This is a genomic window from Enterobacter sp. WP_7_1 (assembly GCF_003688535.1).
Taxonomy (GTDB): Bacteria; Pseudomonadota; Gammaproteobacteria; order Enterobacterales; family Enterobacteriaceae; genus Enterobacter; species Enterobacter asburiae.
Map to the genome: position 1 here is coordinate 1,459,385 of NZ_REFK01000001.1, position 26,555 is coordinate 1,485,939.

General features: G+C 57.3%; 28 protein-coding genes. 19 read left to right on the forward strand and 9 right to left on the reverse strand.

Annotated features, from left to right (window positions below; all coding sequences use genetic code 11):
• Positions 1-55 precede the first annotated feature (55 nt).
• Entirely contained in the window at positions 56-2,020 is a 1,965-nt protein-coding gene (locus tag BJ885_RS07270; protein WP_121931534.1) for a U32 family peptidase, read from the forward strand.
• On the opposite strand, the gene BJ885_RS07275 is transcribed toward BJ885_RS07270, so the two are convergent.
• Positions 2,021-2,251, reverse strand: coding sequence for a DUF2554 family protein (locus tag BJ885_RS07275; RefSeq protein WP_121931794.1), 231 nt, complete (start codon positions 2,249-2,251; stop codon positions 2,021-2,023).
• 243 nt (positions 2,252-2,494) lie between these two features.
• On the opposite strand from BJ885_RS07275, the gene BJ885_RS07280 reads away from it, so the two are divergent.
• Positions 2,495-2,857, forward strand: a complete 363-nt coding sequence (locus BJ885_RS07280) for a hypothetical protein (protein ID WP_047647739.1) — start codon at positions 2,495-2,497, stop codon at positions 2,855-2,857.
• A 163-nt stretch (positions 2,858-3,020) separates the two neighbouring features.
• Here BJ885_RS07280 and BJ885_RS07285 read toward each other — a convergent pair whose 3' ends face one another.
• Both BJ885_RS07285 and ftrA read right to left on the reverse strand, forming a co-directional pair.
• A complete protein-coding gene (locus tag BJ885_RS07285) occupies positions 3,021-3,557 on the reverse strand; it encodes a dihydrofolate reductase family protein (RefSeq protein WP_147449213.1) in 537 nt (178 codons plus the stop codon).
• A gap of 477 nt (positions 3,558-4,034) precedes the next feature.
• Positions 4,035-5,042: a transcriptional regulator FtrA gene (gene ftrA / locus BJ885_RS07290; protein ID WP_121931536.1), complete on the reverse strand. Its 1,008-nt coding sequence runs from the start codon at positions 5,040-5,042 to the stop codon at positions 4,035-4,037.
• Between the two features lie 73 nt (positions 5,043-5,115).
• Here ftrA and BJ885_RS07295 point away from each other — a divergent pair, with 73 nt between their 5' ends.
• The 8 genes from BJ885_RS07295 (at position 5,116) to zinT (ending at position 13,133) form a co-directional block, all read left to right on the forward strand.
• Positions 5,116-5,529, forward strand: coding sequence for a rhodanese-like domain-containing protein (locus tag BJ885_RS07295; protein WP_121931537.1), 414 nt, complete (start codon positions 5,116-5,118; stop codon positions 5,527-5,529).
• Between the two features lie 156 nt (positions 5,530-5,685).
• Complete coding sequence (locus BJ885_RS07300) at positions 5,686-6,789, forward strand: cobalamin-independent methionine synthase II family protein (RefSeq protein WP_029739575.1); 1,104 nt, start codon at positions 5,686-5,688, stop codon at positions 6,787-6,789.
• A 203-nt stretch (positions 6,790-6,992) separates the two neighbouring features.
• Positions 6,993-8,264: an urea ABC transporter substrate-binding protein gene (urtA, locus tag BJ885_RS07305; protein ID WP_121931538.1), complete on the forward strand. Its 1,272-nt coding sequence runs from the start codon at positions 6,993-6,995 to the stop codon at positions 8,262-8,264.
• A gap of 22 nt (positions 8,265-8,286) precedes the next feature.
• Positions 8,287-9,861 carry an urea ABC transporter permease subunit UrtB gene (gene urtB, locus BJ885_RS07310; RefSeq protein ID WP_059346726.1) on the forward strand — a complete coding sequence of 525 codons (1,575 nt, stop codon included), beginning with the start codon at positions 8,287-8,289 and terminating at the stop codon, positions 9,859-9,861.
• Complete coding sequence (urtC, locus tag BJ885_RS07315) at positions 9,861-10,934, forward strand: urea ABC transporter permease subunit UrtC (RefSeq protein ID WP_121931539.1); 1,074 nt, start codon at positions 9,861-9,863, stop codon at positions 10,932-10,934. Before urtB ends, urtC begins: the two co-directional genes overlap by 1 nt.
• Positions 10,934-11,731: an urea ABC transporter ATP-binding protein UrtD gene (gene urtD / locus BJ885_RS07320; RefSeq protein WP_059346728.1), complete on the forward strand. Its 798-nt coding sequence runs from the start codon at positions 10,934-10,936 to the stop codon at positions 11,729-11,731. Before urtC ends, urtD begins: the two co-directional genes overlap by 1 nt.
• A gap of 9 nt (positions 11,732-11,740) precedes the next feature.
• Complete coding sequence (gene urtE, locus BJ885_RS07325; protein WP_045399259.1) at positions 11,741-12,439, forward strand: urea ABC transporter ATP-binding subunit UrtE; 699 nt, start codon at positions 11,741-11,743, stop codon at positions 12,437-12,439.
• Between the two features lie 52 nt (positions 12,440-12,491).
• The gene (zinT, locus tag BJ885_RS07330) at positions 12,492-13,133 is read left to right on the forward strand and encodes a metal-binding protein ZinT (protein ID WP_029741243.1); all 642 of its coding nucleotides are present in this window, start codon (positions 12,492-12,494) and stop codon (positions 13,131-13,133) included.
• Positions 13,134-13,179: 46 nt separating this feature from the next.
• Here the strand turns inward: zinT and ydeE are convergent, their stop codons facing one another.
• A complete protein-coding gene (gene ydeE / locus BJ885_RS07335) occupies positions 13,180-14,373 on the reverse strand; it encodes an efflux MFS transporter YdeE (protein WP_121931540.1) in 1,194 nt (397 codons plus the stop codon).
• Positions 14,374-14,566: 193 nt separating this feature from the next.
• Between ydeE and eamA the strand changes: the two genes are divergently transcribed.
• The gene (gene eamA / locus BJ885_RS07340; protein WP_121931541.1) at positions 14,567-15,469 is read left to right on the forward strand and encodes an O-acetylserine/cysteine exporter; all 903 of its coding nucleotides are present in this window, start codon (positions 14,567-14,569) and stop codon (positions 15,467-15,469) included.
• Between the two features lie 33 nt (positions 15,470-15,502).
• Here eamA and marB read toward each other — a convergent pair whose 3' ends face one another.
• From marB to marR, 3 genes are read right to left on the reverse strand one after another with little or no spacing between them, the layout of a single operon-like run.
• Positions 15,503-15,721, reverse strand: a complete 219-nt coding sequence (gene marB, locus BJ885_RS07345) for a multiple antibiotic resistance protein MarB (RefSeq protein ID WP_029741246.1) — start codon at positions 15,719-15,721, stop codon at positions 15,503-15,505.
• A 33-nt stretch (positions 15,722-15,754) separates the two neighbouring features.
• The gene (gene marA, locus BJ885_RS07350; protein WP_008502237.1) at positions 15,755-16,135 is read right to left on the reverse strand and encodes an MDR efflux pump AcrAB transcriptional activator MarA; all 381 of its coding nucleotides are present in this window, start codon (positions 16,133-16,135) and stop codon (positions 15,755-15,757) included.
• 20 nt (positions 16,136-16,155) lie between these two features.
• Positions 16,156-16,590, reverse strand: coding sequence for a multiple antibiotic resistance transcriptional regulator MarR (gene marR / locus BJ885_RS07355; protein ID WP_008502236.1), 435 nt, complete (start codon positions 16,588-16,590; stop codon positions 16,156-16,158).
• A 255-nt stretch (positions 16,591-16,845) separates the two neighbouring features.
• Here marR and BJ885_RS07360 point away from each other — a divergent pair, with 255 nt between their 5' ends.
• Positions 16,846-17,511: a MarC family NAAT transporter gene (locus BJ885_RS07360; RefSeq protein ID WP_023311775.1), complete on the forward strand. Its 666-nt coding sequence runs from the start codon at positions 16,846-16,848 to the stop codon at positions 17,509-17,511.
• An 85-nt stretch (positions 17,512-17,596) separates the two neighbouring features.
• Here BJ885_RS07360 and BJ885_RS07365 read toward each other — a convergent pair whose 3' ends face one another.
• Positions 17,597-18,793: a sugar transporter gene (locus tag BJ885_RS07365; protein ID WP_121931542.1), complete on the reverse strand. Its 1,197-nt coding sequence runs from the start codon at positions 18,791-18,793 to the stop codon at positions 17,597-17,599.
• A 177-nt stretch (positions 18,794-18,970) separates the two neighbouring features.
• Here BJ885_RS07365 and BJ885_RS07370 point away from each other — a divergent pair, with 177 nt between their 5' ends.
• The 3 genes from BJ885_RS07370 to BJ885_RS07380 all read left to right on the forward strand — a co-directional run bounded on the left by BJ885_RS07370 (position 18,971) and on the right by BJ885_RS07380 (position 21,145).
• Positions 18,971-19,759 carry a PhzF family phenazine biosynthesis protein gene (locus BJ885_RS07370; protein WP_047647727.1) on the forward strand — a complete coding sequence of 263 codons (789 nt, stop codon included), beginning with the start codon at positions 18,971-18,973 and terminating at the stop codon, positions 19,757-19,759.
• 27 nt (positions 19,760-19,786) lie between these two features.
• The gene (locus BJ885_RS07375; protein WP_121931543.1) at positions 19,787-20,578 is read left to right on the forward strand and encodes a PhzF family phenazine biosynthesis protein; all 792 of its coding nucleotides are present in this window, start codon (positions 19,787-19,789) and stop codon (positions 20,576-20,578) included.
• 84 nt (positions 20,579-20,662) lie between these two features.
• A complete protein-coding gene (locus BJ885_RS07380; RefSeq protein WP_029741250.1) occupies positions 20,663-21,145 on the forward strand; it encodes a GNAT family N-acetyltransferase in 483 nt (160 codons plus the stop codon).
• Here the strand turns inward: BJ885_RS07380 and BJ885_RS07385 are convergent.
• Positions 21,099-21,977: a putrescine utilization regulator PtrR gene (locus BJ885_RS07385; protein WP_029741251.1), complete on the reverse strand. Its 879-nt coding sequence runs from the start codon at positions 21,975-21,977 to the stop codon at positions 21,099-21,101. The genes BJ885_RS07380 and BJ885_RS07385 overlap by 47 nt on opposite strands.
• Positions 21,978-22,075: 98 nt before the next feature.
• On the opposite strand from BJ885_RS07385, the gene sad reads away from it, so the two are divergent.
• The 4 genes from sad to BJ885_RS07405 all read left to right on the forward strand — a co-directional run bounded on the left by sad (position 22,076) and on the right by BJ885_RS07405 (position 26,521).
• The gene (gene sad / locus BJ885_RS07390; protein WP_121931544.1) at positions 22,076-23,464 is read left to right on the forward strand and encodes a succinate-semialdehyde dehydrogenase; all 1,389 of its coding nucleotides are present in this window, start codon (positions 22,076-22,078) and stop codon (positions 23,462-23,464) included.
• Positions 23,465-23,586: 122 nt separating this feature from the next.
• Positions 23,587-25,176 (forward strand): methyl-accepting chemotaxis protein, encoded by a 1,590-nt coding sequence (locus BJ885_RS07395; protein ID WP_121931545.1) that lies wholly within the window; start codon positions 23,587-23,589, stop codon positions 25,174-25,176.
• 62 nt (positions 25,177-25,238) lie between these two features.
• Positions 25,239-26,165, forward strand: a complete 927-nt coding sequence (gene glsB / locus BJ885_RS07400; RefSeq protein ID WP_023311792.1) for a glutaminase B — start codon at positions 25,239-25,241, stop codon at positions 26,163-26,165.
• On the forward strand, positions 26,165-26,521 hold the full coding sequence (locus BJ885_RS07405; protein ID WP_047060875.1) for a DUF4186 domain-containing protein: 357 nt from the start codon (positions 26,165-26,167) through the stop codon (positions 26,519-26,521). The genes glsB and BJ885_RS07405 overlap by 1 nt, the downstream gene beginning before the upstream one ends.
• Positions 26,522-26,555 lie beyond the last annotated feature (34 nt).

The following is a 26,555-nucleotide window of genomic DNA, read 5'->3' on the forward strand; positions in this document are numbered from 1 at the left end:
GCATACTTCTGACTACAATAGCCGCCATTTTGACCATAACGGATAACGACGAAGTATGCGCCTGCAATCCCATCATCTTGAACTTTTAAGCCCGGCCCGCGACGCCGCCATTGCCCGTGAAGCGATCCTTCACGGCGCTGACGCCGTCTACATTGGCGGCCCTGGCTTCGGTGCCCGCCATAACGCCAGCAACAGCCTGAGCGATATTGCTGAACTGGTGCCGTTCGCCCACCGTTTCGGGGCGAAAGTGTTCGTGACCCTGAACACCATTCTTCATGATGATGAGCTGGAGCCTGCGCAACGTCTGATTACCGATCTCTACCAGGCCGGAGTGGATGCCCTGATCGTTCAGGACATGGGCGTGCTTGAGCTGGATATTCCGCCCATTGAACTGCATGCCAGTACCCAGTGCGATATCCGCACGGTCGAGAAGGCGAAGTTTCTCTCCGACGCCGGCTTTTCGCAGATCGTTCTGGCGCGCGAGCTGAACCTGAATCAGATCCGCGATATTCACCAGGCGACAGACGCGACGATTGAATTCTTTATCCACGGTGCGCTGTGCGTAGCTTACTCAGGTCAGTGCAACATTTCCCACGCGCAGACGGGCCGCAGCGCCAACCGCGGCGACTGTTCTCAGGCCTGCCGTCTGCCGTATACCCTGAAAGACGATCAGGGCCGCGTCGTGGCGTTCGAAAAACACCTGCTCTCCATGAAGGATAACGATCAGACGGCCAACCTGGGCGCGCTGATCGACGCGGGCGTACGTTCCTTCAAGATTGAAGGGCGCTACAAAGATATGAGCTACGTGAAGAACATCACCGCGCACTATCGCCAGATGCTGGACGCCATTATCGAAGATCGCGGCGACCTGGCGCGCGCGTCTGCCGGCCGCACCGAGCATTTCTTTATTCCGTCGACGGACAAAACGTTCCACCGCGGCAGCACGGACTATTTTGTGAATGCCCGTAAAGGGGATATCGGCGCGTTTGACTCACCGAAGTTTATCGGTTTACCGGTGGGTGAAGTGCTGAAAGTGGCGAAGGATCACCTTGATGTCGAAGTGACGGAACCGCTGGCGAACGGCGATGGCCTTAACGTGATGATTAAGCGTGAGGTCGTAGGCTTCCGTGCCAATACGGTCGAAAAAACCGGCGAGAACCGCTATCGCGTCTGGCCGAATGAAATGCCCGCCGATCTCTACAAGGCGCGGCCGAACGCGGCGCTTAACCGTAACCTCGATCATAACTGGCAGCAGGCGCTGCTGAAAACCTCCAGCGAACGTCGTATCGCCGTGGATATTGAGCTGGGCGGCTGGGAAGAGCAGCTGATTCTGACCATGACCTGTGAAGACGGCATCAGCGTGACGCATACGCTCGATGGCCTTTTCGAGGTGGCAAACAACGCGGAAAAAGCGCTTAACAGCCTGAAGGATGGCGTGGCGAAGCTGGGCCAGACGATTTACTACGCGCGCGCTATCGACGTGAATCTGCCGGATGCGCTGTTTGTGCCAAACAGCCTGCTTAACGCGTTCCGCCGTGAAACGGCAGAGATGCTGGATGCCGCGCGCCTGGCACAGTATCCGCGCGGAAGCCGTAAAGCGGAAGCCGTCCCTGCGCCAGTATACCCGGACACCCATTTGTCCTTCCTCGCCAACGTCTACAACCATAAAGCGCGTGAATTCTATCATCGCCACGGCGTGCAGCTGATCGACGCCGCCTATGAAGCGCATGAAGAGAAGGGCGATGTACCGGTGATGATCACCAAGCACTGTCTGCGCTTTGCGTTTAACCTGTGTCCTAAGCAGGCGAAAGGGAACATTAAGAGCTGGAAGGCTACCCCTATGCAGCTGGTAAACGGCGATGAAGTTCTGACCCTCAAGTTCGACTGCCGTCCCTGCGAAATGCATGTGATTGGTAAGATGAAAAACCACATCTTCAAAATGCCGCAGCCCGGCAGTATTGTGGCGTCCGTCAGTCCGGACGATCTGATGAAAACCCTGCCAAAACGCAAGGGCAGCTAATTACCGAACGTGCGTGTCCGGTTTGCGCGACTTCTGCCACAGGTGGTGTTCGCGCATACCCTCCGCCGACTCTTCCGCAGCGCTTCGCAACTCATCGCTGTCGGCTTCATGACGAAGCTGATGCGCCACATTCTTGACCCATAAATATTCGTGTCCTTTGTGTCCGGCCATAAGCTGGCCTGAAAACAGCGCACAAATAAGCATGACGAAAGATAACCCTTTTTTAATCATGGTTTCACCGCTGAAAAACAATGCGCAGTAATCATGTCGATTATTTCTTAGGGTTATTATTCAAAAGTTAAAATTAGCGCAAAGAAAATGTCAAATAATGTGCGTTCGGAATAGCGGTTAGGACAGTTCCTAAAAACATCCGAGTCTTTGTAAACTACCATTTCTGGTCCACAATTGGATGTATGCATTAAGGATTAATCTTATATAATAGTAATCTTAGGCTAAGGAACAGGTCATTTATAAATGAAAAAAATAATAGCGCTTGCGCTTCTGGCAGTGGCTGTTGGAGCCGCTGCAGGGGTTCGTTATGCAGGTAATGACGAACCAGAATATATTCAATCTGCAGAAATTCGCGTGGGTTCTTATTTAACCAGCGATTATGGTAGCGTTGCCTGCGCCAGCAAAAAAGTGAACGATCAGCGTTGGGAATTAGACTGCACTCATCGGGCGAGAGGAAAAACATTCCAGTTCGCGGTGTATCCCTCTGAAAAAGCACCTTATGGTGTCGCTCGCTCCTTTTATCTGGAAGCCATTAATGACGATGCAAAACAGAGCGCTGAGCAGGGCCTTATGCGTTATTTGCAGATCAATACCCATACTGGTTAATAAGGTTGTTTAGCATTCGTTAAGACAACAGGTGTTAGGTTGTATGAGATCCGCTGCCCGGCCATGGAGTGTCGGGACGTAGAGACCAAAACACAAATCTATCCATGCAAGCATTTACCGCCATTTTTTGGCGGTTTTTTTTGCGCCGACCGTCGCGATAGGGTTATGGCGTCAACCGATAATGCGACTGCACCAGGCCCGAAGGGAAGCAGCGGCTTGATACCAGTGTCAAATCAATATCCCGGGACAACGTTCCGAACAGCGGTTTTCCCTCCCCGAGCAGCACAGGTACGGTCGTGATCACCATATCGGCTACCAGTCCTTCGCGCAGGAACGACTGGATCACCTGTCCGCCATCGAGATAGACGCGATGTACGTCCTGCGCAGCGAGATCGTCCAGCACCTCCTTAGGCGTCCGGGATGAAAACTGCACTTTACCCTTTAGCGCCTCAGGCACGGGCGTACCGGCCAGCTGTCGGGAGAGCACCAGCACGGGACGATCGTAAGGCCATGCGTCAAAGGTCAGTACCTTCTCATAGCTACCCCGGCCCATCACGATCCACTCTTTGTCCGCGATGAATGCCTCATAGCCATGATCTTCCGTTGGATCGTCGCGCTGCAGCAGCCAGTCGATATCGTCATTCTGTCGGGCGATGTAACCATCAAGACTAACCGCGATAAAAACGTGTGTGGTGACCATCAGGTGCTCCGTATTACGAAAATTAAAAAATGAGTCTTCCTCTTAGCGGAGAGGGGCCCCTTTGTAAACATGTATTCAGAAGCAATAAGACTGTCTTCAGAATAATGACAGATTTACAGCGATGCCCTGATCCGGCTGTAAATCGCCGAAGCGTTTCCGTAAGGCCGGGGCGAGGCGCAGGGATGCGCCGAGAGGGCGTGGCCTGCAGGGATGCAGGCTCATGCCCGACCCGATAGCCTGAAGGAATAAGCTGAGGGGACCGCGAAGCGGCGATTTACCGCCGGGAGCCCGGGTTGCCAGGGTGGTGGCGATTGAGCCACCCTGGCACGTTCACCGGTTATGTCGTTAAAGAGTAGCAAGGAACATAAAGTGAACGGAATGACCACCAGACCCGTATGTTCCCCTCACCCCAGCCCTCTCCCACAAGGGAGAGGGAGTCGTCCGTGCAGGCATTATTTTGTGGGGAACCCTCAACCGTTAGCGTGCAGTACCCGGACGTGAAAATTGTTTGCGATACTGAGCCGGGGAAAGCGCGAACTGCTGGCGAAAATGATGACGCAGTGTCGACGCCTGACCAAACCCGGTTTGTTCAGCGATGCTGTCGATGCTTAACCGGCTGCTTTCCAGATAATCTTTCGCTCTCAGCAGGCGCTCATTGATTAACCAGCGTGCGGGCGTCGTCCCCGTTGCCGCCTCGAAGCGACGAAGGAAGGTGCGCTGGCTCATTCCGACCCGACGCGCCAGGGAGTCGACGCTGTGCGCCTCGATAAGATGCGTGTGCAGAAAATCAAACAGCTGGCCGAGACGCTGGCTTTCCCGCAGCTGCGCCACCGGACGGCTCAGCTGTTGCGGCTGTGAACCATCCCGGTGAGGGGGAATGACCAGCCGACGCGCCACGCTGTTGGCGGTTTCCATGCCAAAATCCCGCCGCACAACGTGCAGACAGAGATCGATCCCCGCCGCGCTGCCAGCGGACGTCAGAATATCGCCTTCGTCCTGGTAGAGCACATCCTCAACCACGTCGATGTCAGGGTAACGGGCTTTTAGCGCGTCAACGTAGCGCCAGTGCGTCGTGGCTTTGCGGCCGTTCAATAGCCCCGTTGCGGCCAGCACAAACACCCCCGAACAGATGGAGAGCAGCTGACACCCTCGCGCGCTGGCCTGGCGTAGTGCCTCGCAGAGCGCATCCGGAACCGGTGAATCCAGCCCCCGCCAGCCGGGAACCACAATCAGGTCCGCAGACGCAAGCAGGCTTAAATCACCATCGGTAACGATGCGGATCCCGCCAGTTGCCCGAAGTTCACCGCTGTCCACGCTCGCCACCGCAAAACGATACCACTCGTCGCCCAGCTCGGGACGCGGCAGGCCGAAGATCTCCACCGCCACGCCAAACTCAAAGGTACACAGACCGTCATACGCCAGCACGACCACCTGCGGGCGGGCAATTTGTCTTAAGTTTGTCATCTTTTTGCTGTTTTCTGGCATGAGCGAACGCATTCACGGGCTGAATTTGTGGGTAGAGTAGTGTTAACACAAACGCCAAAGATGAGGAAGGATCATGAGCTATGTTACTGAATTTCCGGCTGCCGAGCCGCAGGAAGCCGTTACCCATTTTCTGCGCCGCCTGAGCGTTGAAACCGACTGTGCGGATGTGCATCACGCCATCGTCAACCATGAGCAGGACTTCGTGCTGCTACACGTAGTGGGCAGCCAGGAGCAGTTTGCCCGCCGTCACGTACCTGGCGCACTGCACCTGCCGCGGAGCCAGATTACCGCTGAGCGCATGGCCGAATGGCCTGAAGGCACGCTGTTCGTCGTTTACTGCGCAGGGCCGCATTGTAACGGCGCGGACAGAGCCGCGCTCAAGCTGGCGCGCCTCGGGCTGCCGGTCAAAATCATGCTCGGGGGGATCACCGGATGGGAGGATGAAAAGTTCGCCTTTGCCAGCAGCGAAACTGCCGTCGCGCTGTGAACATGAATTTTTTTCAACACCCGTGAAATTTTCTCGTTTGCCGGAACAGGACAGGTATGACATCTTTTTTGGATGTTTAGACATCCAGAAGTCTAAAACTTCAAATGATGAATTATCACTGCGGGCAATTATCGCCGGCAGACTGAGGAGATTTCCATGCAACGACAGCACGCCCCGTACCGCGCCGATGTAGTCGGCAGTTTTTTACGCCCGGATGCCATCAAAGAGGCTCGCCTGAAGTTCGCCAGCGGCGAAATTGACGCCGGACAGCTTCGCGCGGTAGAGGATGATGCCATCCGCCACGTCGTCGAGCAGCAGTGTGCGTGCGGCCTGCATGTCGTGACCGACGGTGAATTTCGCCGTGCCTGGTGGCACTTTGACTTCTTTGACGGTCTGCAGGGCGTTGAGCGCTACGATTCACAGCAGGGCATCCAGTTCAACGGGGTACAAACCAAAGCCCACGGCGTGCGCGTCACCGGCAAGCTGGGCTTTGGCGACCATCCGATGCTCGAAGATTTCCGCTACCTGAAAAGCATCAGCGGCAATGCTCAGCCGAAGATGACCATTCCCAGCCCAAGCGTCCTGCATTTCCGCGGCGGGCGTAAAGACATCGATGAGACGGTGTACCCGGATCTGAATGACTATTTCGACGATCTGGCGACCACCTGGCGCGACGCCATCCGCGCATTTTACGACGCGGGCTGCCGTTACCTGCAGCTGGACGACACCGTCTGGGCCTATCTCTGTTCGGACGATCAGCGCCGTCAGATCCGCGAGCGCGGCGATGATGCCGATGAGCTGGCACGCATCTATGCCCGCGTCCTGAACAAGGCGCTGGAAGGCAAGCCGGACGATCTGACCATCGGCCTGCACGTCTGCCGCGGTAACTTCCGTTCAACCTGGATTTCCGAAGGCGGCTACGAGCCGGTGGCGGAAGTGCTGTTCGGCACGGTCAACGTTGACGCCTTCTTCCTTGAATACGATAACGACCGCAGCGGTGATTTCGCGCCATTGCGCTTCATTCGCCCGGGCAAGCAGCAGGTGGTGCTGGGCCTGATCACCACCAAAAACGGAGAGCTGGAGAACCCGGAGGGTATTAAGGCTCGTCTGGAAGAGGCGGCGAAATACGTGGCAAAAGAGCAAATTTGCCTCAGCCCGCAGTGCGGCTTTGCCTCTACCGAAGAGGGCAACAGCCTGAGCGAAACCCAGCAGTGGGACAAAGTCCGTCTGGTCACGCAGATCGCCAGCGAAGTCTGGTAAAACTTCCACCTCAGCGCTGCATTATAAAAGTGCAGCGCTGTGCCATTCTGAGACGTTCTCTTTACATCCCGCGTTCCCCCTCCAGAAATAGCGCTACCTCCATTCTGGCATCCTTTTTGCTCCTGCTTCGCTGACATCTTTATTTTCCGCGTCCACGCCGTAACGGACGTTTTCGCACAGCGTTCTTTTTCAGGAGTGAAAATATGCAGCGTCGTACCTTATTAAAAGCCTTTGCGTTATCCGCGTCCGTCGTGGCGATGGGAATGAGTTTTGGCGTGCAGGCGGCCGATACCATCAAAGTAGGGATCATGCATTCTCTTTCCGGCACCATGGCCATCTCCGAAACGCCGCTGAAAGACGTCGCGCTGATGACCATCGACGAGATCAACGCGAAAGGCGGCGTGCTGGGTAAAAAACTGGAGCCGGTAGTGGTGGATCCGGCCTCAAACTGGCCGCTGTTTGCCGAGAAGGCGCGCCAGCTGTTGAGTCAGGATAAAGTGGCGGTGGTATTCGGCTGCTGGACGTCGGTATCGCGCAAATCCGTGCTGCCGGTCTTCGAGGAGCTGAACGGTCTGCTGTTCTATCCGGTGCAGTATGAAGGTGAAGAGATGTCGCCGAACGTCTTCTATACCGGCGCGGCGCCGAACCAGCAGGCCATCCCGGCGGTGGAATACCTGATGAGCGAAGACGGCGGCGCGGCGAAGCGCTTCTTCCTGCTGGGCACGGACTATGTTTACCCGCGCACCACCAACAAGATCCTGCGCGCGTTCCTGCATTCGAAAGGGGTTGGGGATAAGGACATCGAGGAGGTTTACACCCCGTTCGGTCACAGCGACTACCAGACCATCGTCGCCAACATCAAGAAATTCTCTGCGGGCGGTAAAACCGCCGTGGTGTCGACCATCAACGGCGATTCCAACGTTCCGTTCTACAAAGAGCTCGCTAACCAGGGGCTGAAGGCGACAGACGTACCGGTGGTGGCGTTCTCCGTGGGCGAAGAAGAGCTGCGCGGGATCGACACCAAACCGCTGGTCGGTAACCTCGCGGCGTGGAACTACTTTGAATCCGTGGATAACCCGACCAACCAGGCCTTCGTGGCGGATTACAAAGCCTATGCCAAAGCGCACAAGCTGCCGAATGCCGATACCGTGGTGACCAACGACCCGATGGAAGCTACCTGGGTGGGGATCCATATGTGGGCGCAGGCGGTGGAAAAAGCGGGCACTACCGACGTGGATAAAGTGCGTGCGGCGATGGCCGGCCAGTCCTTTAAGGCGCCGTCTGGCTTTACGCTCACCATGGATGCCACCAACCACCATCTGCATAAGCCGGTCATGATCGGTGAAATCGAAGGTAACGGCCAGTTTAACGTGGTGTGGCAGACGGAGCAGCCGGTACGCGCCCAGCCGTGGAGCCCGTTCATCGCCGGAAACGATAAAAAGCCCGACCAGCCGATGAAAACCGCCAGCAACTAAGCCATCACCAGGGAGAAACGTCATGAACGCCATGCGCATGTTCATCGCTCTTGTATGGCTTTCCGGACTGCTGCCAGGGATGGCGCAGGCATCGGATGCCGATCGTTTTGTTGCCGCCAGCCGCAGCCAGCAGGCGGAGTTGCTTTCGCAGTGGGCCGCCGCGCCGGACGCCTCGAGGCTGCCGCTGCTGCAGGCACTGCAAAAAGAAAACCTCTATACCGACAGCCAAAAGCACGCCTTTGCGCAGCGCGGCGGTCAAATGGTGTCGCTCGGTGACGCGAAGTCGACCGAAGGGGCAGCTAAAGCCGTTCGTCTGACCAACCGGCTGCGCGTGCTGGCCGCCACGGCCATCGCTACGCATCAGCTGGTGAGTGACAGCGTCACAGAAAGGCGGGCAGCGGCTCGTCAGCTTCAGCGGGATGCCCAGCCCGGAATGCTCGCTTTTCTGGAAAAGCGGGTAAACGATGAAACGGACGCGGTGGCACGTCAGGCGCTATTACTGGCGGTGGCGAATCTCCAGCTCTCCAGCCCGCAGGCAGAGGTGCGCCGCAAGGCCGTCGAGTTATTAGGGCAGTCTGACGATCCGGACGTGGAGTCCAGACTTACTCCGTTTACCCAGGCGCAGACAGAGCCTGATGCCGGGGTTCGCGCCGCCGCGCAGGAGAGCCTTAGCCAGATCCAGCATCGGCTGATGTGGGGCGATCTGCTGGGCCAGGCGTTTATGGGGCTGTCCCTGGGGTCGGTGCTGCTGCTGGCGGCGCTGGGGCTTGCCATCACCTACGGCCTGCTGGGGGTCATCAATATGGCGCACGGCGAGATGCTGATGCTGGGGGCGTATGCCACCTGGATGGTGCAGCAGGCGATGGCCGGGCTTGCGCCACAGTGGCTGGCGCTCTATCCCGTTATCGCGCTTCCGGTCGCGTTCTGCCTGACGGCGGGTATCGGGATGGTGCTGGAGCGCACCGTGATCCGCCATCTGTACGGTCGTCCGCTGGAAACGCTGCTGGCAACGTGGGGGATCAGCCTGATGATTATCCAGCTGGTGCGCATGACCTTTGGCGCCCAGAACCTGGAGGTCGCCAACCCGGCATGGCTCTCCGGCGGGGTGCAGGTCTTTGCCAACCTGACGCTGCCGTGGAACCGCATCGTGGTGCTGGGCTTCGTGCTGCTGGTGCTGTTCTTTACCTGGCTCATTCTGAATAAAACCCGTCTGGGGCTGAACGTGCGCGCGGTGACGCAGAACCGCAGCATGGCCGCCTGCTGCGGGGTACCGACAGGCCGCGTCGATATGCTGGCATTTGGGCTTGGCTCAGGAATTGCCGGGTTAGGCGGCGTGGCGCTATCGCAGCTCGGTAACGTCGGGCCGGAGCTGGGCCAGGGCTACATTATTGATTCCTTCCTCGTGGTCGTTCTCGGTGGCGTTGGGCAGCTGGCAGGCAGCGTGGCCGCGGCGTTTGGCCTGGGTATTTTCAATAAAATTCTTGAACCGCAGATGGGGGCGGTGTTGGGCAAGATCGTGATTCTGGTGGCGATCGTGCTGTTTATTCAGAAACGCCCTCAGGGGCTGTTTGCGCTGAAAGGGAGGGTGATTGACTGATGAGCCAGCCGCTGACCTTAACGCTGGCGCGCAAAGCGCCGCGCACAACGCAACTTGCAGGCAGCCTGCTGGTGGTGTGTCTGCTGATCTTACCGTTTTTCGCCTTACTGCCCGCGACGCATCCGCTGGCGCTGTCGACCTGGATGCTGACGCTGATTGGCAAGATCCTCTGCTATGCCATCGTTGCGGTGGCGCTGGATCTGGTGTGGGGCTACGCCGGGATGCTCTCTCTTGGGCACGGTATCTTCTTCGCCCTGGGCGGCTACGCGATGGGCATGTACCTGATGCGTCAGGCCGCGGGTGACGGTCTTCCCGCGTTTATGTCGTTTCTCTCCTGGAGCGAGCTGCCGTGGTTCTGGTGGGGAACCCAGCATTTTGCCTGGGCGCTGGTGCTGATTGTGATGGTGCCGGGCCTGCTGGCTCTGGTGTTCGGCTGGTTAGCCTTTCGCTCAAAGATCAAAGGGGTCTATTTCTCGATTATGACCCAGGCGCTGACCTATGCCGGGATGCTGCTGTTCTTTCGCAATGAAACCGGTTTTGGCGGCAATAACGGCTTTACCGGCTTCACCACGCTGCTCGGGTTTTCGGTGACGGAAACGACCACCCGTATCGCGCTGTTTCTGGCGACCGTGCTGTTGCTGATTCTGGCGTTGGGCACCGGATTTGCCCTGGCGAAGAGCAAGTTTGGCCGCATCCTGACCGCCGTTCGCGACGCCGAAAACCGCCTGACGTTTTGCGGCTACGATCCGCGCGGGTTCAAGCTGCTGGTATGGACGCTTTCTGCCGTGCTGTGCGGCCTGGCGGGGGCGCTGTACGTCCCGCAGGTGGGCATTATCAACCCCGGTGAAATGTCGCCGACCAACTCGATTGAAGCGGCCATCTGGGTGGCGCTGGGCGGGCGCGGCACGCTGGTCGGACCGGTGATTGGCGCGGCGCTGGTAAACGGTGCCAAGAGCTTCTTCACCGTCGCGATGCCGGAATACTGGCAGCTGTTCCTGGGGCTGATTTTCATCGCCGTCACGCTGTTTTTACCGCGCGGCGTCTACGGTCTGTTTCGAAAGGGAGATAAATAATGCAGCCAGCCGAAGGGTTATTTACCCGCCAGTTGCCGGGCGATCGTTACCGTGAACAGACCGACCCGGTGCTTCAGCTTGAGGCCATTAACGTCAATTTTGATGGGTTTCAGGCCCTGACCGATCTCTCGCTGAATATCGGCGTGGGCGAGCTGCGCTGCGTGATTGGCCCTAACGGCGCCGGTAAAACCACGCTGATGGACGTCATCACCGGCAAAACGCGGCCAAAGAGCGGCAGGGCGATTTACGATCAGTCCATCGACCTGACCGCGCTGGAGCCTGCGAGCATTGCCCGCCAGGGGATCGGGCGTAAATTCCAGAAACCCACCGTTTTTGAAGCCCTGACGGTGTGGGAGAACCTGGAGATCGCCATGAAAACCGATAAATCCGTCTGGGCGAGCCTGCGGGCAAAACTCAACGGTGAGCAGTGCGACCGCATTGATGAGATGCTGGTTTTGCTGCGCCTTAGCAGCGAGCGCGACCGCCGCGCCGGGCTGCTTTCTCACGGGCAAAAACAGTTTCTGGAAATCGGGATGCTTCTGGTTCAGGACCCGCACCTGCTGCTGCTGGATGAACCGGCCGCCGGGATGACCGACGCGGAAACGGAATACACCGCCGAGCTGTTCAAAACGCTGGCGGGTAAGCATTCCCTGATGGTGGTAGAGCACGATATGGGCTTTGTTGAAACCATCGCCGACCACGTCACGGTGCTGCACCAGGGGCGGGTACTGGCGGAAGGTTCGCTTCGCGAGGTGCAGGCTAACGAGCAGGTGATTGAGGTCTATCTGGGGCGCTAAGGAGCGATGATGTTACAGGTTAACGAACTGAATCAGTATTACGGCGGCAGCCATATCCTGCGCGGCGTGAGTTTTGAGGCCGTCACCGGAGAAGTCACCTGCCTGCTGGGCCGCAACGGCGTCGGGAAAACCACGCTGCTGAAGTGTCTGATGGGGTTGATCCCGGCGAAAACCGGGGAGGTCATCTGGCAGGGTAAAAAGATCACCCACAGCAGGCCGCACCAGCGGGTGCAGTCTGGCGTGGCGTACGTCCCGCAGGGCCGCGAGATTTTCCCGCGCCTGACCGTGGAAGAGAACCTCCTGCTGGGATTGTCGCGATTTTCCGCCCGCGAGGCGAAGCAGGTTCCGGACGAGATCTGGCAGCTGTTCCCGGTACTCAAAGAGATGAAGCATCGGCGCGGGGGCGATCTCTCCGGTGGACAGCAGCAGCAGCTGGCGATTGGCCGCGCGCTGGCGAGCCGTCCGCAGCTGCTGATTCTGGACGAGCCGACGGAAGGCATACAGCCGTCGGTGATTAAAGAGATTGGCCAGGTGATCCGCACCCTGGCGAACAGAGGCGACATGGCGATCCTGCTTGTCGAACAGTTTTACGACTTTGCCGCCGAGCTGGCTGACAGCTATCTGCTGATGTCGCGCGGTACGATTATTCAGCGCGGACGGGGTGAAAACATGGAGCAGGAGGGCGTTCGCGGATTGGTTGCGATATGAAATGTTATATTATAACATCTTCATTCTTATCAAACGGAATGAGGATGTTATGTTGGCTGCACATATTGGAAAATTTGCCATGACTCTGGGGGCGCTGCTGGTCAGCGGCCAGCTGTTTGCTCACTCGCACGGCCATCAGATGACCGAAGCGGAACAGAAAGCGGCGAGCGGCGTGTTTGAGGATAAGGACGTGAAGGACAGATCGCTGTCTGACTGGGACGGGACCTGGCAGTCGGTCTATCCGTTCCTGCTGGACGGCTCGCTGGATCCGGTGTTTAAACAGAAAGCGCAGAAAGACAAAAGCAAAACCTTTGACGAGGTGAAAGCGTACTACCGCAAGGGTTATGCGACGGACGTGGATGCTATCGGCATCGAAAATAACGTGATGGAATTTCATAAGGGCAAAGCGGTCAGCCGCTGTCAGTATGATTACAGCGGCTACAAAATACTGACCTACGCATCGGGCAAAAAAGGCGTTCGCTATCTGTTTGAGTGTAAGGATGCCGGCAGCAAGGCACCGAAGTTTGTTCAGTTCAGCGACCACACCATCGCACCGAAAGCCTCTTCGCATTTTCACATTTTCATGGGCAACACCTCCCACGAGGCGCTGCTGAAAGAGATGGATAACTGGCCGACCTATTATCCCAATGAGATGTACAAAGAGCAGGTGGTGGAGGAAATGCTGCATCACTGATGCTTTATTGCCGGGTGGCGGCTACGCCTTACCCGGCCTGGAAGCGCTACGCCACGTTGGGCGTTTCGCACCACGCCTTCACGCTCATCCCGCGCAAAATCATCAGCCACGCAATGACAATGGCGACCATCATAATGACAAATAGCGACCAGTGCGGCAGGTTGGTCAGGATAATACCGGTGATCATCGGGTTTGCCGCTGCGCCGAGCCAGCCCAGCGCCTGCGCGGAGAAATAGCTTGCCTTCATCCCCGGCGGGGCAATGTTGTCGATCAGCATGTATTCGCCCGGCGCATAGATAATCTCACCCAGGGTAAAGATGGCGGCAGCGATGCCCCAGTAGACCAGGTTTTCCCCGGAGATCATAAAGCCACCCAGCCCCACGACAAAAAACAGGGTGGCGAGGGTCATCAGCGGGCGAATATTGCTGGCAGAGATCTTGCGGCCCAGCGCATATTGCAGCGTCACCACCACGGCGGCGTTGACGGGCAATACCACGGCGACCACCTTTTCGGCGAAATTACTGTCCGCATGCGCGGCCAGAACGTATTGCGAAATGCAGGTCGCGAACGATCCGCCGACGTATGACGCGAGCAGGCCAGAGAGCATATACCAGAACAGCGCGCGGTCTTTCAGCAGCACCGACGGCTGCCAGGGCATCTTCTCCTCGGCGGTATCCAGCGCAACGCTTTTCTGCACGAAGAAATGGATGAATCCGAGCGGCAGCGCGGCGCAGAAGGCCGCCAGCCAGAACGGCAGCTGCAGGCTGTACATCACCAGCAGGGTGCCAATCGGCGGCCCGATCGTCCAGCCAATGTTCAGAAAGCTGTAGTTAAGCGAGAAGACGTGCGCTTTCTGGCTTGCGGTGAGCACGTCGGAGAACCAGGCCTTCAGCACCGTTGAAAAAACGGAATAGGCGCAGTTGATCAGCGCAAAGAACAGCACCACCAGCGTGACGTTATCGACCAGCGGGATCGCGACAAACCCCGCGATAAAGGCCACGATCGCAATCAGCATGTAGCGCTTTTTATCGAACTTATCTGCCAGAATGCCAAATCCCAGGCTGAACACCACGCCGATAGTCAGCGCAATCGTCAGGGCATAACCAATATTCTCGACGCTCATGCTGTAGACGCGCGTGAGATAAATGGTCATAAACGGCAGCGTTGCCCCCCGACCGATGGTTAATAACAATGACGATGCCAGCAGCGCTGCGGTTGAGCGCCTGAGAGATGGTTTCATATTCCTGCCCGACAAATGCTTATGCTTTTTATGTTGTGTCCTAAAAGGATTATCACGACATAAGGGGCTTGTATAGCGCCTAATTTATCCCTAAGTGCTTCGCCTGACTGCCAGAATTAATGATCTTCTCGCCGCCCGCTTTTTTCTGTTACCTTGAAGTGTTAACAAATAATTAATAATTCAGGGGCAGGGTATGACGCGTAAAGACGGGCTGCTGGCGTTGCTGGTGGTCGTAGTATGGGGGCTCAATTTTGTGGTCATCAAGCTGGGGTTACACAACATGCCGCCGCTGATGCTGGCCGGTTTGCGTTTTCTGCTGGTTGCGTTCCCGGCGCTCTTTTTCGTTGCCCGTCCGAAGATCCCGTTAAAGCTGCTGCTGGGCTATGGCCTGACCATCAGCTTCGGCCAGTTCGCATTTCTCTTCTGCGCCATCAAGTTCGGTATGCCGGCCGGTCTGGCCTCGCTGGTGTTGCAGGCGCAGGCGTTCTTTACCATTATTCTCGGCGCCTTCGTGTTTGGCGAGCGTCTGCAGGGCAAACAGCTGGCGGGCATTACGCTGGCGGTGTTCGGCGTGCTGGTGCTCATTGAAGCCAGCCTGAACGGCCAGCATGTGGCGCTGCTCGGCTTTATGCTGACGCTGGCGGCGGGGCTGAGCTGGGCCTGCGGGAATATTTTCAACAAGCTGATTATGCAGCACGAGGCGCGCCCGGCGGTGATGTCTCTGGTTGTCTGGAGCGCGCTGATCCCGATAATCCCGTTTCTGGCGTCGTCGTTTATTCTGGATGGCCCGGATGTAATGCTGAACAGTCTGGTCGAAATCGATCTGACCACAATCCTTTCTCTTGTCTATCTGGCCTTTGTCGCCACCATTGTGGGCTACGGGATCTGGGGATCGCTGCTGGGGCGCTATGAAACCTGGCGCGTCGCTCCGTTATCCCTGCTGGTGCCGGTGGTGGGGCTTGCCAGTGCGGCACTCTTACTGGATGAAACGCTGAGCGCGCTGCAGCTGATTGGCGCCGTACTGATCATGGCCGGGCTGTATATTAATGTCTTTGGCCTGCGCGTGCGTCGGGCGACGCGGGTAAGAAAGGCATAAAAAAAAGCCCCGCGTCTGCGGGGCAAAAACGAATCAGAGGCCGTGCTGATTATAATAAGGCACGCCCAATTCGTCGGATTTGTCGCTACCAGCACCCATATGGTTGAAATCATAAGGCGACTGGTCATGTGCTGACGGCAAAATCATCGTATCAGGATTATTTTGCTGCGTTGCACGAGGGGTTTGCTCCGCGAAGGTCTGGCTGGAGAACAGCACCAGCAAGGCGAGGGCGGCGGAGGCGGTAACTTTCATGATTTCCTCGGTTACGTCTGTTACAGGCGATGATTAACTACAGTGTTTTAACGGATACAGGTATCGGGATTCGCCCGGCACGCTGGTGATTCGGTACTTATGAGGCGGCACGTCAAAATAGTTCTTGAACGTACGCGTCAGGGTCTGTTGCGATTCAAATCCGTAACGCTCCGCCAGATAAAGGATCGGCTCATTGCTTTCTTTCAGTTTCTGGGCAATTTCCGTCAGCTTGCGGCTGCGAATGTATTGACCTAATGAATGACCGGTCTCTTTTTTGAACATCCGTTGCAGGTGCCATTTGGAGTAACCTGAACGCTCTGACACTTTTTCAAGGGAGAGCGGCGATTCCAGGTTATCTTCGATCCAGTCCAAAATGCTATGAATGGTGATAGCGTCAGTATTGCGTCTGGACATCGTCATACCTCTTTTTCTGTTTACGGCAGTATTTTTTTGAGCAGAAGCTCAAGGGTTGCCACTTCATCTGCCGTTAAGTTTTTTGTTAGTTCCTGATGCAGTGTTTGTCCTACTAATTGATGACATTGCTCGCACATGGCCGCGCCATCGCTGGTCAGCTTCACCAGTACGCCGCGTTTGTCATTCGGGTTAGGGCTTCGTTCTATCCATCCTTTGCAGACGAGACGATCGAGCATGCGGGTTAACGCGCCCAGATCGACAGAGAGCACCTTTTTCAGCTCAACCGGTGTGATACACACTTCGCAGCGAATGGAACACAGCACTTTGAACTGTGTTGCGGTGATATCCAGCGGTGACAGATAGTCATTGAGCAGGCGATCTTTTTTCTGATTTACCATATGAATAAGACGACCCAGCGGAACAACGTCGTTAAAGATATCACTGGTGCTTTTCACAATGGTTGCCCTGGCAAGTAGTTAGTCACGGCAGATATTATTGCTCAGGCAAGTATAAGTCAACTGAATGAGTCAGCCGATGCCACGAATTGCTAAAACGTTTCATGAACTTTTTTTGTGGTCTTTCAAATCATATAGATAACTGTGAGTTATCTTTCCAGAACAGAAATAATCGTTGCGTTGCGCCCATGGCTCAATGTCACACTTTCACCCTATAATTGCTGTGTTAAATATGGATAAGGACGACAACGCACTATGTTGGATTTAATAAAAGCAATCAGCCTTGGGCTGGTGGTCTTGCTGCCGTTGGCTAACCCGTTAACGACGGTGGCGCTGTTCCTCGGGCTGGCAGGGAATATGAACAGCGCCGAGCGCAACCATCAGTCGATGATGGCCTCGGTGTATGTGTTTGCCATCATGATGGTGGCTTACTATGCCGGACAGGTGGTGATGAACACCTTCGGGATTTCCATCCCCGGCCTGCGTATCGCCGGGGGGCTGATTGTGGCCTTTATCGGTTTCCGCATGCTGTTCCCGGCGCAAAAAGCGCATGAGTCGCCGGAAGCGGCCAGCAAATCGGAAGAGCTGGAAACCGAGCCGAGCGCGAATATCGCCTTTGTGCCGATTGCCATGCCGAGCACGGCGGGGCCGGGTACGATCGCGATGATCATCAGCTCCGCCTCAACGGTGCGCGACAGCGCAACCTTCCCGGACTGGGTGCTGACGGTTGCGCCACCGCTGATTTTTGCGATTATCGGGGTTATAGTGTGGGCGTCGCTGCGCAGTTCTGGCGCCATTATGCGCTGGGTAGGCAAGGGCGGTATCGAGGCGATTTCCCGTCTGATGGGCTTCTTACTGGTCTGTATGGGCGTGCAGTTTATTATTAACGGCGTGCTGGAAATTATTAAGACCTATCATTGATGTGATTGCCGGGCGGCGCTTCGCTTTCACGGGCCTGCGGGTTTTGTAGGCCGGGTAAGGCGAAGCCGCCACCCGGCAAGAAGGCTCACCCGTGCTGACCCTGTTGCTCCAGCGCCACCGGCCATTTACGGAAGATGAGCACCGACCAGAGCAGCGCCACCAGGGCCGGAATGGCGCCGAGATAGCCAATCGCCGACATTGATACGTGCAGTATTACCTGATTTCCCACCAGCGCGCCCGCGCCAATCCCCAGATTGAAAATCCCTGAGAACAGCGACATGGCGACGTCCGTTGCATCCGGTGCCAGGGCCAGAACTTTCACCTGCATGCCCAGACCAATAATCATGATCGCCATGCCCCAGAACAGGCTGAGGATCGCCAGATGGCTTTCACTGCCTGCGGCAGGCATCAGCAGCAGCAGGCAGGCCAGCAGCAGACCGATAGCGCAGCTCACCAGCGTCGACGCATGCCGGTTACCCAGCTTACCGAACAGCACGCTGCCAATAATGCCCGCTCCGCCGAGGATCAACAGCAGGACGGTGGCAAAGTTGGCGCTAAAGCCCGCCACCACCTGCACAAAGGGTTCAATGTAGCTGTATGCCGTGTAATGGGCAGTCACCACAATAACGGTAAGCAGGTAGATACCCAGCAGCGCCGGGCGACGCATCAGCAGCGGCAGGCTTTTCAGCGAGCCGGAATGCTCGCTCGGCAGCGCGGGCAGCAGCTTAATCAGGCATACCAGCGTAACCAGCGCGCCCATACCAATGGCGAAGAACGTCGTACGCCAGCCGAAGTATTGCCCTACGATGCGGCCAATCGGCAGTCCCAGCACCATCGCCAGTGCGGTACCGGTGGCAATCAGGCTCAGCGCCTGGGCGCGTTTCCCTGCCGGAGCGAGTCGAATAGCCAGAGACGCGGTGATCGACCAGAACACCGCATGGGCAAAGGCAATGCCGATTCGGCTGATGACCAGCACCGTAAAATTCCACGCCATAAACGACAGGACATGGCTGGCGATGAACAGCACAAACAGACCGATCAGCAGCCTGCGCCGCTCCATCTGGCTGGTCAAAAGCATAAACGGCAAGGACATCAGCGCCACTACCCAGGCGTAGATGGTCAACATAATGCCCACCTGGGCCGTTTCCATCTGGAAACTTTCAGCGATGTCAGACAACAGCCCAACCGGAACAAATTCTGTGGTGTTAAAAATAAACGCGGCGATGGCCAGCGTGACCACGCGTAGCCACGCAACCCTGCGGGAAACTGTGTTCGTTGTCATAGGGATGTCGGAGATTCGTTGCTGAAAAGAAGAGGAGACGATCTTAAAACGTTGAACGGCGAAAACTCAACCATTATGTGACGCAGATCTCAATATTTACCTTATGAAAGCGGTAGCCGGGAACGCTGTTTTCATTGAATATAAAAGAACAACACAATAAAAACAGGCGGTAAGACAATGCAGGAGATTGATTTTTATCTGGTAGATGCGTTCAGCGATACCTCATTTGGCGGCAATCCGGCCGCCGTTTGCCCGCTCAAGGAATGGTTACCCGATGAGACCTTGCTGAAAATGGCGCAGCAGCATAATCAGTCGGAAACCGCTTTTTTCGTCTGCAGTAAAGGGGGCATTGAGCTACGCTGGTTTACCACGCTCACCGAAGTCAATCTCTGCGGCCACGCTACGCTGGCGGCCGCGCACGTGCTGTTTACCGAGCTGGATTACCCGGATTCGCGGATCCACTTTGATACCGCCTCTGGCCGCCTGACGGTCAGCCGGGAGGGGGAGTGGATGACGCTGGACTTCCCGGCATGTCCAACCCATGAAGAGACGCCCCCGCCGGAGATGCTCTCGGCGCTGGGTATCAGCCGCTACGTTGAAGCCCGTAAAGGGCGCGCCTGGCTGATCGTTCTGGAGAATCGCCAGCAGGTTGAAGCGCTTGCGCCGCGCTTCTCGGCGATGAAGCCAGGCGAGCATAAGGTGTGCGTTACGGCGCGCGGTGAGGGGGAATATGATTTTGTCAGCCGCTTTTTCTCACCGGGCGTTTCCGTCCCGGAGGACCCGGTCACCGGCTCTGCGCACACCATGCTGATCCCTTACTGGAGCGAAAAGCTGGGCAAAACGACGATGTTTGCCCGTCAGGTTTCAGCGCGCGGCGGCGACGTACGCTGCGAGCTGAAAGGTTCGCGCGTGCTGATGAGCGGGCAGGCCACGCTTTATCTGAAAGGCACAGTTTTTCTGCGCTAAAAACCCATAACAAGAGAGGAAGAGACAATGCAGGAAATTGATTTTTATCTGGTGGATGCCTTCAGCGATAAAACCTTTGGCGGCAACGCCGCAGCGGTATGTCCTCTGGAAGAGTGGCTGCCGGACGAAACGCTGCTCAAAATGGCGCAGCAGCATAACCAGTCTGAGACCGCCTTTTTCGTACGCACCGACGGCGGGTTTGAGCTGCGCTGGTTCACCACGCTGGATGAAATTAACCTCTGCGGTCACGCTACGCTTGCCGCATCGCACGTCATTTTCGAATACCTTGATTATCCACATACCGAAATTACCTTCACCACCCGCTTTGTGGGCGAGCTGACCGTCAAACGCAGCGGCGACTGGCTGACGCTGAACTTCCCCGCGTGGTCGACGGAGGTTGTCGAGAACCTACCTGAAGTGCTGTTTAGCGCGCTGGGCATCACGGCGGCAAAAGAGGTGCGCGTCGGACGCGATTACATGGTGGTGCTGGAGAGCCAGCAGCAGGTTGAAGCGTTAACGCCGGATATCGGGGCCATGCTTCCGCTGGATAAAATGGTCTGCGTGACGGCGCCGGGAGAAGAATATGACTTCGTCAGCCGCTTCTTCTGTCCGGGCGAAGGGGTGCCGGAAGATCCGGTTACCGGATCCGCCCACAGCATGCTGATCCCTTACTGGAGCGAAAAGCTGGGCAAAACGTCGCTCAATGCCCGCCAGGTGTCATACCGTGGCGGGGATCTGCGCTGCGAGCTGAAGGGCGGCCGCGTGCTGATTGGCGGCCAGGCGACACTGTATATGAAAGGGCGAATCTTCCTGCGCTAGCTGAGTGACGCGCTATAAGTTAATACTATGAACCACCCCGGCAGGCCTGAGCTATGTTGATATAAAAACAGCAAGGAGCCTGCCATGTATTCCATTACCTCTGAATCTGCACGTCATCCGGACATTCTCAACCTGATCGCGGCGCTTGACCGCTATCAGAGCGAGCTCTATCCCGCCGAAAGCAATCATCTTCTCGACCTGTCCGCGCTGCCGGAAGCTTCGCTGATCCTGATGGTCATTCGTGACCAGCAGCTGCACGCCGTGGGCTGCGGAGCCATTGTGCTCAACGGCGACGGAACGGGGGAGATGAAGCGGGTCTATATCGATCCAGCCCATCGCGGGCAGCATCTGGGTGAAACGCTGCTGGCCGCCCTGGAAGATGAGGCCCTGAGCCGTCACTGCCACACGGTGCGACTGGAGACGGGCATCAAACAGCGCGCCGCGGTTCGTCTGTACGAGCAGTGCGGGTACGATTTACGTCCGGCGTTTGCCCCGTACGCTGACGATCCGCTCAGCCTGTTTATGGAGAAGGCGCTGGTTGAAGACGTTCGTTTAGCAGCGCTATAAAGGCTTCCAGCTGGCGGGTCATCGCCCCGCGCCGCCACACCAGCCAGGTCGTGAGCCAGCGCCAGTTTTCCGCCAGCGGCCAGGCTTCAACCTGATGATGTCCCGGCATACTCTCCAGCATCGAGCGCGGCATCAGCGCGATGCCCGCGCCCGCAATGACGCAGGCGAGCATGCCGTGATAGGACTCCATCTCATGAATGCGGCCGGGCGTGGCTCTGTCCGCATGAAACCAGCTTTCCAGATGTCGACGGTACGAGCAGTTCGCGCGAAAAGCGTAAACGTCGCTGCCGCTGACCTGTGTAGCGCGCGTCACCTCCGCATGCCCGGCAGGCGTGACCAGCATCATCTCTTCCCTGTAGACCGGCATGCCCTCCAGCTCCGGGTGCGACAGCGGCCCGTCGACAAAGGCGGCGCTTAGCGTTCCCTCCTGTACGCCATCAATCATCGTCCCGGAAGGCCCGGTAGAAAGGGCAAACTGGATGCGCGGATAGCGCTGGTTAAACTGCGCCAGCGTTTCGGGAATGCGCACCGCGGCGGTGCTTTCCAGCGCGCCGAGGGCAAATAGCCCCTGCGGCTCATCACCCGCGACGACCATGCGCGCTTCGTCCACCAGGGCGAGGATCTGCCTGCTGTAGCGCAGGAAGTTATGGCCGGCGGGGGATAAGCGCAAACGCTGGTTCTCACGAATAAACAGCTCAACGCCAAGATCGGCTTCCAGCTGGCGGATGCGGGTCGTCAGGTTGGACGGCACGCGATGCACCTTCTGCGCCGCCTGGGTGATGCTGCCCGTCAGCGCGACGGCGTTAAACATTTCAAGCTGGGTTAAGTCCATAGCATTCTCGTTTCGTGAATAAGGTGGTTAGTATTATTCATTTTTAAGAAATAGCAGAGTGAGCCACAATCAATCAACCGAAATGCGTGGAGAACATCATGAAATATTCATCTGCTACACATGCCCTGTCCGTTAACCCGGCAACGGGGGAAACCCTCGGTGCCTTTGCCTGGGCGACGCCGGAAGAGGTTGAACGCGCGATTTCTCAGTCTGACGCGGGGTATCGCCAGTGGCGACGCGAAAGCGTGTCCCACCGGGCGCAGAAGCTGCGTGATCTCGGCGCAGCGCTGCGAAACCGCGCAGAAGAGATGGCGCAGACCATCTCCCGTGAAATGGGAAAACCCATCCTGCAGGCGCGGGCGGAAGTGACAAAATCCGCCGGTCTGTGCGACTGGTATGCCGAGCATGGCCCGGCGATGCTGCGTGCGGAACCCACGCTGGTGGAAAACCATAACGCGGTCATTGAATACCGTCCGCTGGGGCCGATTCTCGCGGTAATGCCATGGAACTTCCCGCTCTGGCAGGTGCTGCGCGGCGCGGTGCCAATTCTGCTGGCAGGTAACAGCTATCTGCTGAAACATGCGCCAAACGTGCTCGGTTCTGCGGATCTTATTGCGCAGATCTTTGCGGATGCCGGTTTCCCTGAAGGCGTATTCGGCTGGGTGAACGCCACCAATGACGGCGTAAGCCAGGCGATTAACGATCGCCGTATTGCGGCGGTGACCGTCACTGGCAGCGTGCGTGCCGGTGCGGCCATTGGCGCGCAGGCAGGAGCCGCGCTGAAAAAATGCGTTCTTGAGCTGGGTGGCTCCGACCCGTTTATCGTACTTAACGATGCCGACCTGGATCTAGCCGTGAAGGCGGCGGTGGCGGGTCGCTATCAGAATACCGGGCAGGTATGCGCGGCGGCCAAACGTTTTATCGTCGAGGAGGGGATCGCAGAGACCTTTACCCGCCGCTTCGTCGACGCCGTCGCCGCGTTAAAGATGGGCGCGCCGGAAGAAGAAGAGAACTACCTGGGCCCGATGGCGCGTTTTGACCTGCGCGATGAACTGCATCAACAGGTGCAGGCCACCCTGGCCGAAGGGGCAACGCTGCTGCTGGGCGGAGAGAAAATCGGCGGAGAGGGTAATTACTACGCGCCAACCGTGCTGTCGAACGTCACCCCGTCGATGACGGCGTTCCGCCAGGAACTGTTTGGTCCGGTCGCGGCCGTTACGGTAGCAAAAGATGCGGAGCATGCCCTGACGCTTGCCAACGACAGCGACTTTGGCCTGTCCGCCACCGTCTTTACCGCTGACGCGGCGCTTGCGGATAAATTCTCCCGCGAACTGGAGTGCGGCGGCGTGTTTATCAACGGCTTTAGCGCCAGCGACGCGCGCGTGGCCTTCGGCGGCGTGAAGAAAAGCGGCTTTGGCCGCGAGCTTTCCCACTTTGGGCTGCACGAGTTCTGCAACGTGCAGACGGTCTGGAAGGATCGCGTGTAATTTATCGCCCGCCTGTGATTTCGGCCCTCATCACGAGGGCCGTTGTCATTTATCTGCAATGGTTCTGTCATTTTCATTTCGTAGACTCGCACGCGTCTAACGCATTGTTAATGAAGATAATTATGAATCTAACGCAAATTTTTCGCCGTATTGCGCAGCGTCTCACCCCTCGTCACTTTGGCCTGCTGACGGGTATCTTTTGCATTATTGGCCTTTTCTCCGCGCTGCAGCTCTCCTCCTCATTCCTGCTTAACGCCTCCCTGAACGACGCCCAGCGAAACGAGCAGCAAAACCTGCTGGCCTGGCAGCAGCAGAGCAAGCTGGATCTGGCCCGCGTTTCCCTGCTGGCGGCAAGCGACCTGCTTAACCGGTCCGGCGTCTGGTTTATGCAGGATAAAGAGACCGGCTCCGACGGAAGCTGGCACAGCCTGATGGACGATGCGCAAAAGGCGCTGGCGGTTTCTCAGCAGGCGTGGAAGGCCTGGCTGGCGCTGAATCCGCCGAAAGACGATGCCCTGGTGAACAGCTATCAGCTTTTCTACGACGCGATCAAAGAGCAGGCAGACGGTCTAATCAAGACAAATACCATCGACGCTTTTTTTGCCGTACCGGCTCAGGCGTTTCAGTCTGATTTTAACGACAACTATGCGCGCTATCAGCAGGTAAGCGAGAAGCAGGCCATGCAGGGACGTCAGAGCTTAATGGCGCAGCTCTCCGGCCTGCAAACGTTGTTCCTGTTTGCGCCGGTGCTGTTGCTTGCCATCGCGGTTGTCGTCTGGTTCGGCATGTCCAGATGGGTGATTACGCCGCTGCGTCGATTGATTGCGCATATTAACCGGCTGGCGGCAGGGGATCTCTCCGGCACGCCGCCGAAGGTCATGCGCTTCAACCGGGAGATAGGTCAGCTTAGCGACAGTATTGCAACGATGCAGCACGGTCTGCAGCAGCTGGTGACGCAGGTCAGCCATGCCACTGCAACGATGGTGGAGAACATTGACTCCCTTGCGGAGGGTAACCAGAAGCTGTATCAGCAGTCAGCGCGCCAGGCGAAAGAGCTTGAGGATGTGACGGCGCATATCGCGGCGCTGGAAAGCCATGTGGAAGGGAATACCGGCTATGCCAGGCTCGCCAGCTCGAGGGCCGATGAAGCGCGGCATGCGGCCGCGGGCGGCGACCGGATGATGTCTACCGTGAATGCGTCCATGCAGGCGATCGTCGACCGATCTTCTGAGATGCGCGGGATCGTGGCGATGATCGACAGCGTGGCGTTTCAGACCAACATCCTGGCGCTGAATGCCGCCATCGAGGCGGCCCATGCCGGAAACCAGGGGCGCGGCTTTGCCGTCGTCGCCAGGGAAGTCGGGCTTTTGGCCAGAAAAAGCAGCCACTCGACGCAGACCATTCAGGAGCTAATTAACCGCTCGCTGCAGGGCATTGAAGACGGTTCCCGCGCCGTTAACCTGATGGAGGAGAATTTGCAGCAGGTCACCGGTCTGGTGGGCAATTTAAGCAGTTTGCTTAATGAGATATCCACCGCCACGCTCAGCCAGGGAGACAGTATTCACCAGATGACGCGCCAGCTTCAGGCGCTGAATCAGGTCTCCCGTCAGACGGACCTGCTGGTCTCAGACGCCTCGGATGCCTCTGAGCGGCTGCAAAAGCAATCCGATCTTTTATTGCAGGCCGTTTCGCGTTTTCGTCTTAGCGCCTGACGCAATACATAAGCCTCTGTTATACTCGCAGCCCGTTTTAGCCTGAGGGCAAGGAGCAAAGTGTGGCTGCGGTCATCCATAATGAGATGTTGGACGAGATTCTGGCGCAGGTTCGTCCGTTAATTGGAAAGGGGAAGGTTGCCGACTATATTCCGGCCCTTGCCTCGGTGAGCGGGAATAAGCTGGGGATTGCTATCTGTACCATCGACGGACAGCGATACCAGGCAGGCGATGCGACTGAGCGTTTTTCCATTCAGTCCATCTCGAAAGTGCTGAGTCTGGTTGCGGCGATGCGCCAGTATGAAGAAGAAGAGATCTGGCAGCGTGTCGGTAAAGATCCTTCCGGCCAGCCTTTTAACTCGCTGCTTCAGCTCGAGATTGAGCAGGGTAAACCGCGAAATCCCTTTATCAATGCCGGGGCGCTGGTGGTCTGCGATATGCTGCAAAGTCGCCTCAGCGCACCGCGTCAGCGAATGCTGGAGATTGTTCGCCAGCTCTCGGGCGTTGACGATATTGCCTATGATGCGGTGGTGGCACGCTCGGAGTTTGAACACTCCGCCCGTAACGCGGCTATCGCGTGGCTGATGAAATCCTTCGGTAATTTCCACAACGACGTGGCGACCGTGCTGCAAAACTACTTCCATTACTGCGCCCTGAAAATGAGCTGCGTTGAGCTGGCTCAGACGTTCCTGTTCCTTGCACACCAGGGGCACGCGCCGCATCTCGATCAGGAGGTCGTTTCTCCGCTTCAGGCTCGGCAGGTTAACGCGCTGATGGCTACCAGCGGGATGTATCAAAACGCCGGTGAGTTTGCCTGGCGCGTTGGGCTTCCGGCTAAATCTGGCGTTGGCGGCGGGGTCGTGGCGATTGTGCCGCATGAAATGGCGATAGCCGTCTGGAGCCCGGAACTGGATGAAACCGGAAATTCGCTTGCCGGCGTGGCGGTTCTGGAGAAACTGACCCAGCGCCTGGGACGTTCCGTATACTGATGTCCGATCTGGATCCTCTCTTTTCCCGCCTGGCGCGATCGACATTTCGCTCGCGCTTTCGCTTAGGCGATAAGGAACGACAGTACTGCTGGGACAAAGGCCCCGAAACCATTGACCGGCACGCCGCGGATTTTGTCGAAAAGCGCCTTGCGCCCGCTCACCCCGCAAACGACGGTAAACAGACGCCCATGCGCGGTCACCCGGTGTTTATCGCCCAGCATGCCACCGCCACCTGTTGTCGGGGCTGTCTGGCAAAATGGCATAATATTCCACAGGGCGTAACGCTCACGGCGCCGCAACAAAATTATATCGTCAGCGTCATCCACCACTGGCTGGTGCTGCAGATGAACGCCTAAATTTGACGAGTTATGCTCTCGTGGTATTTGTGTT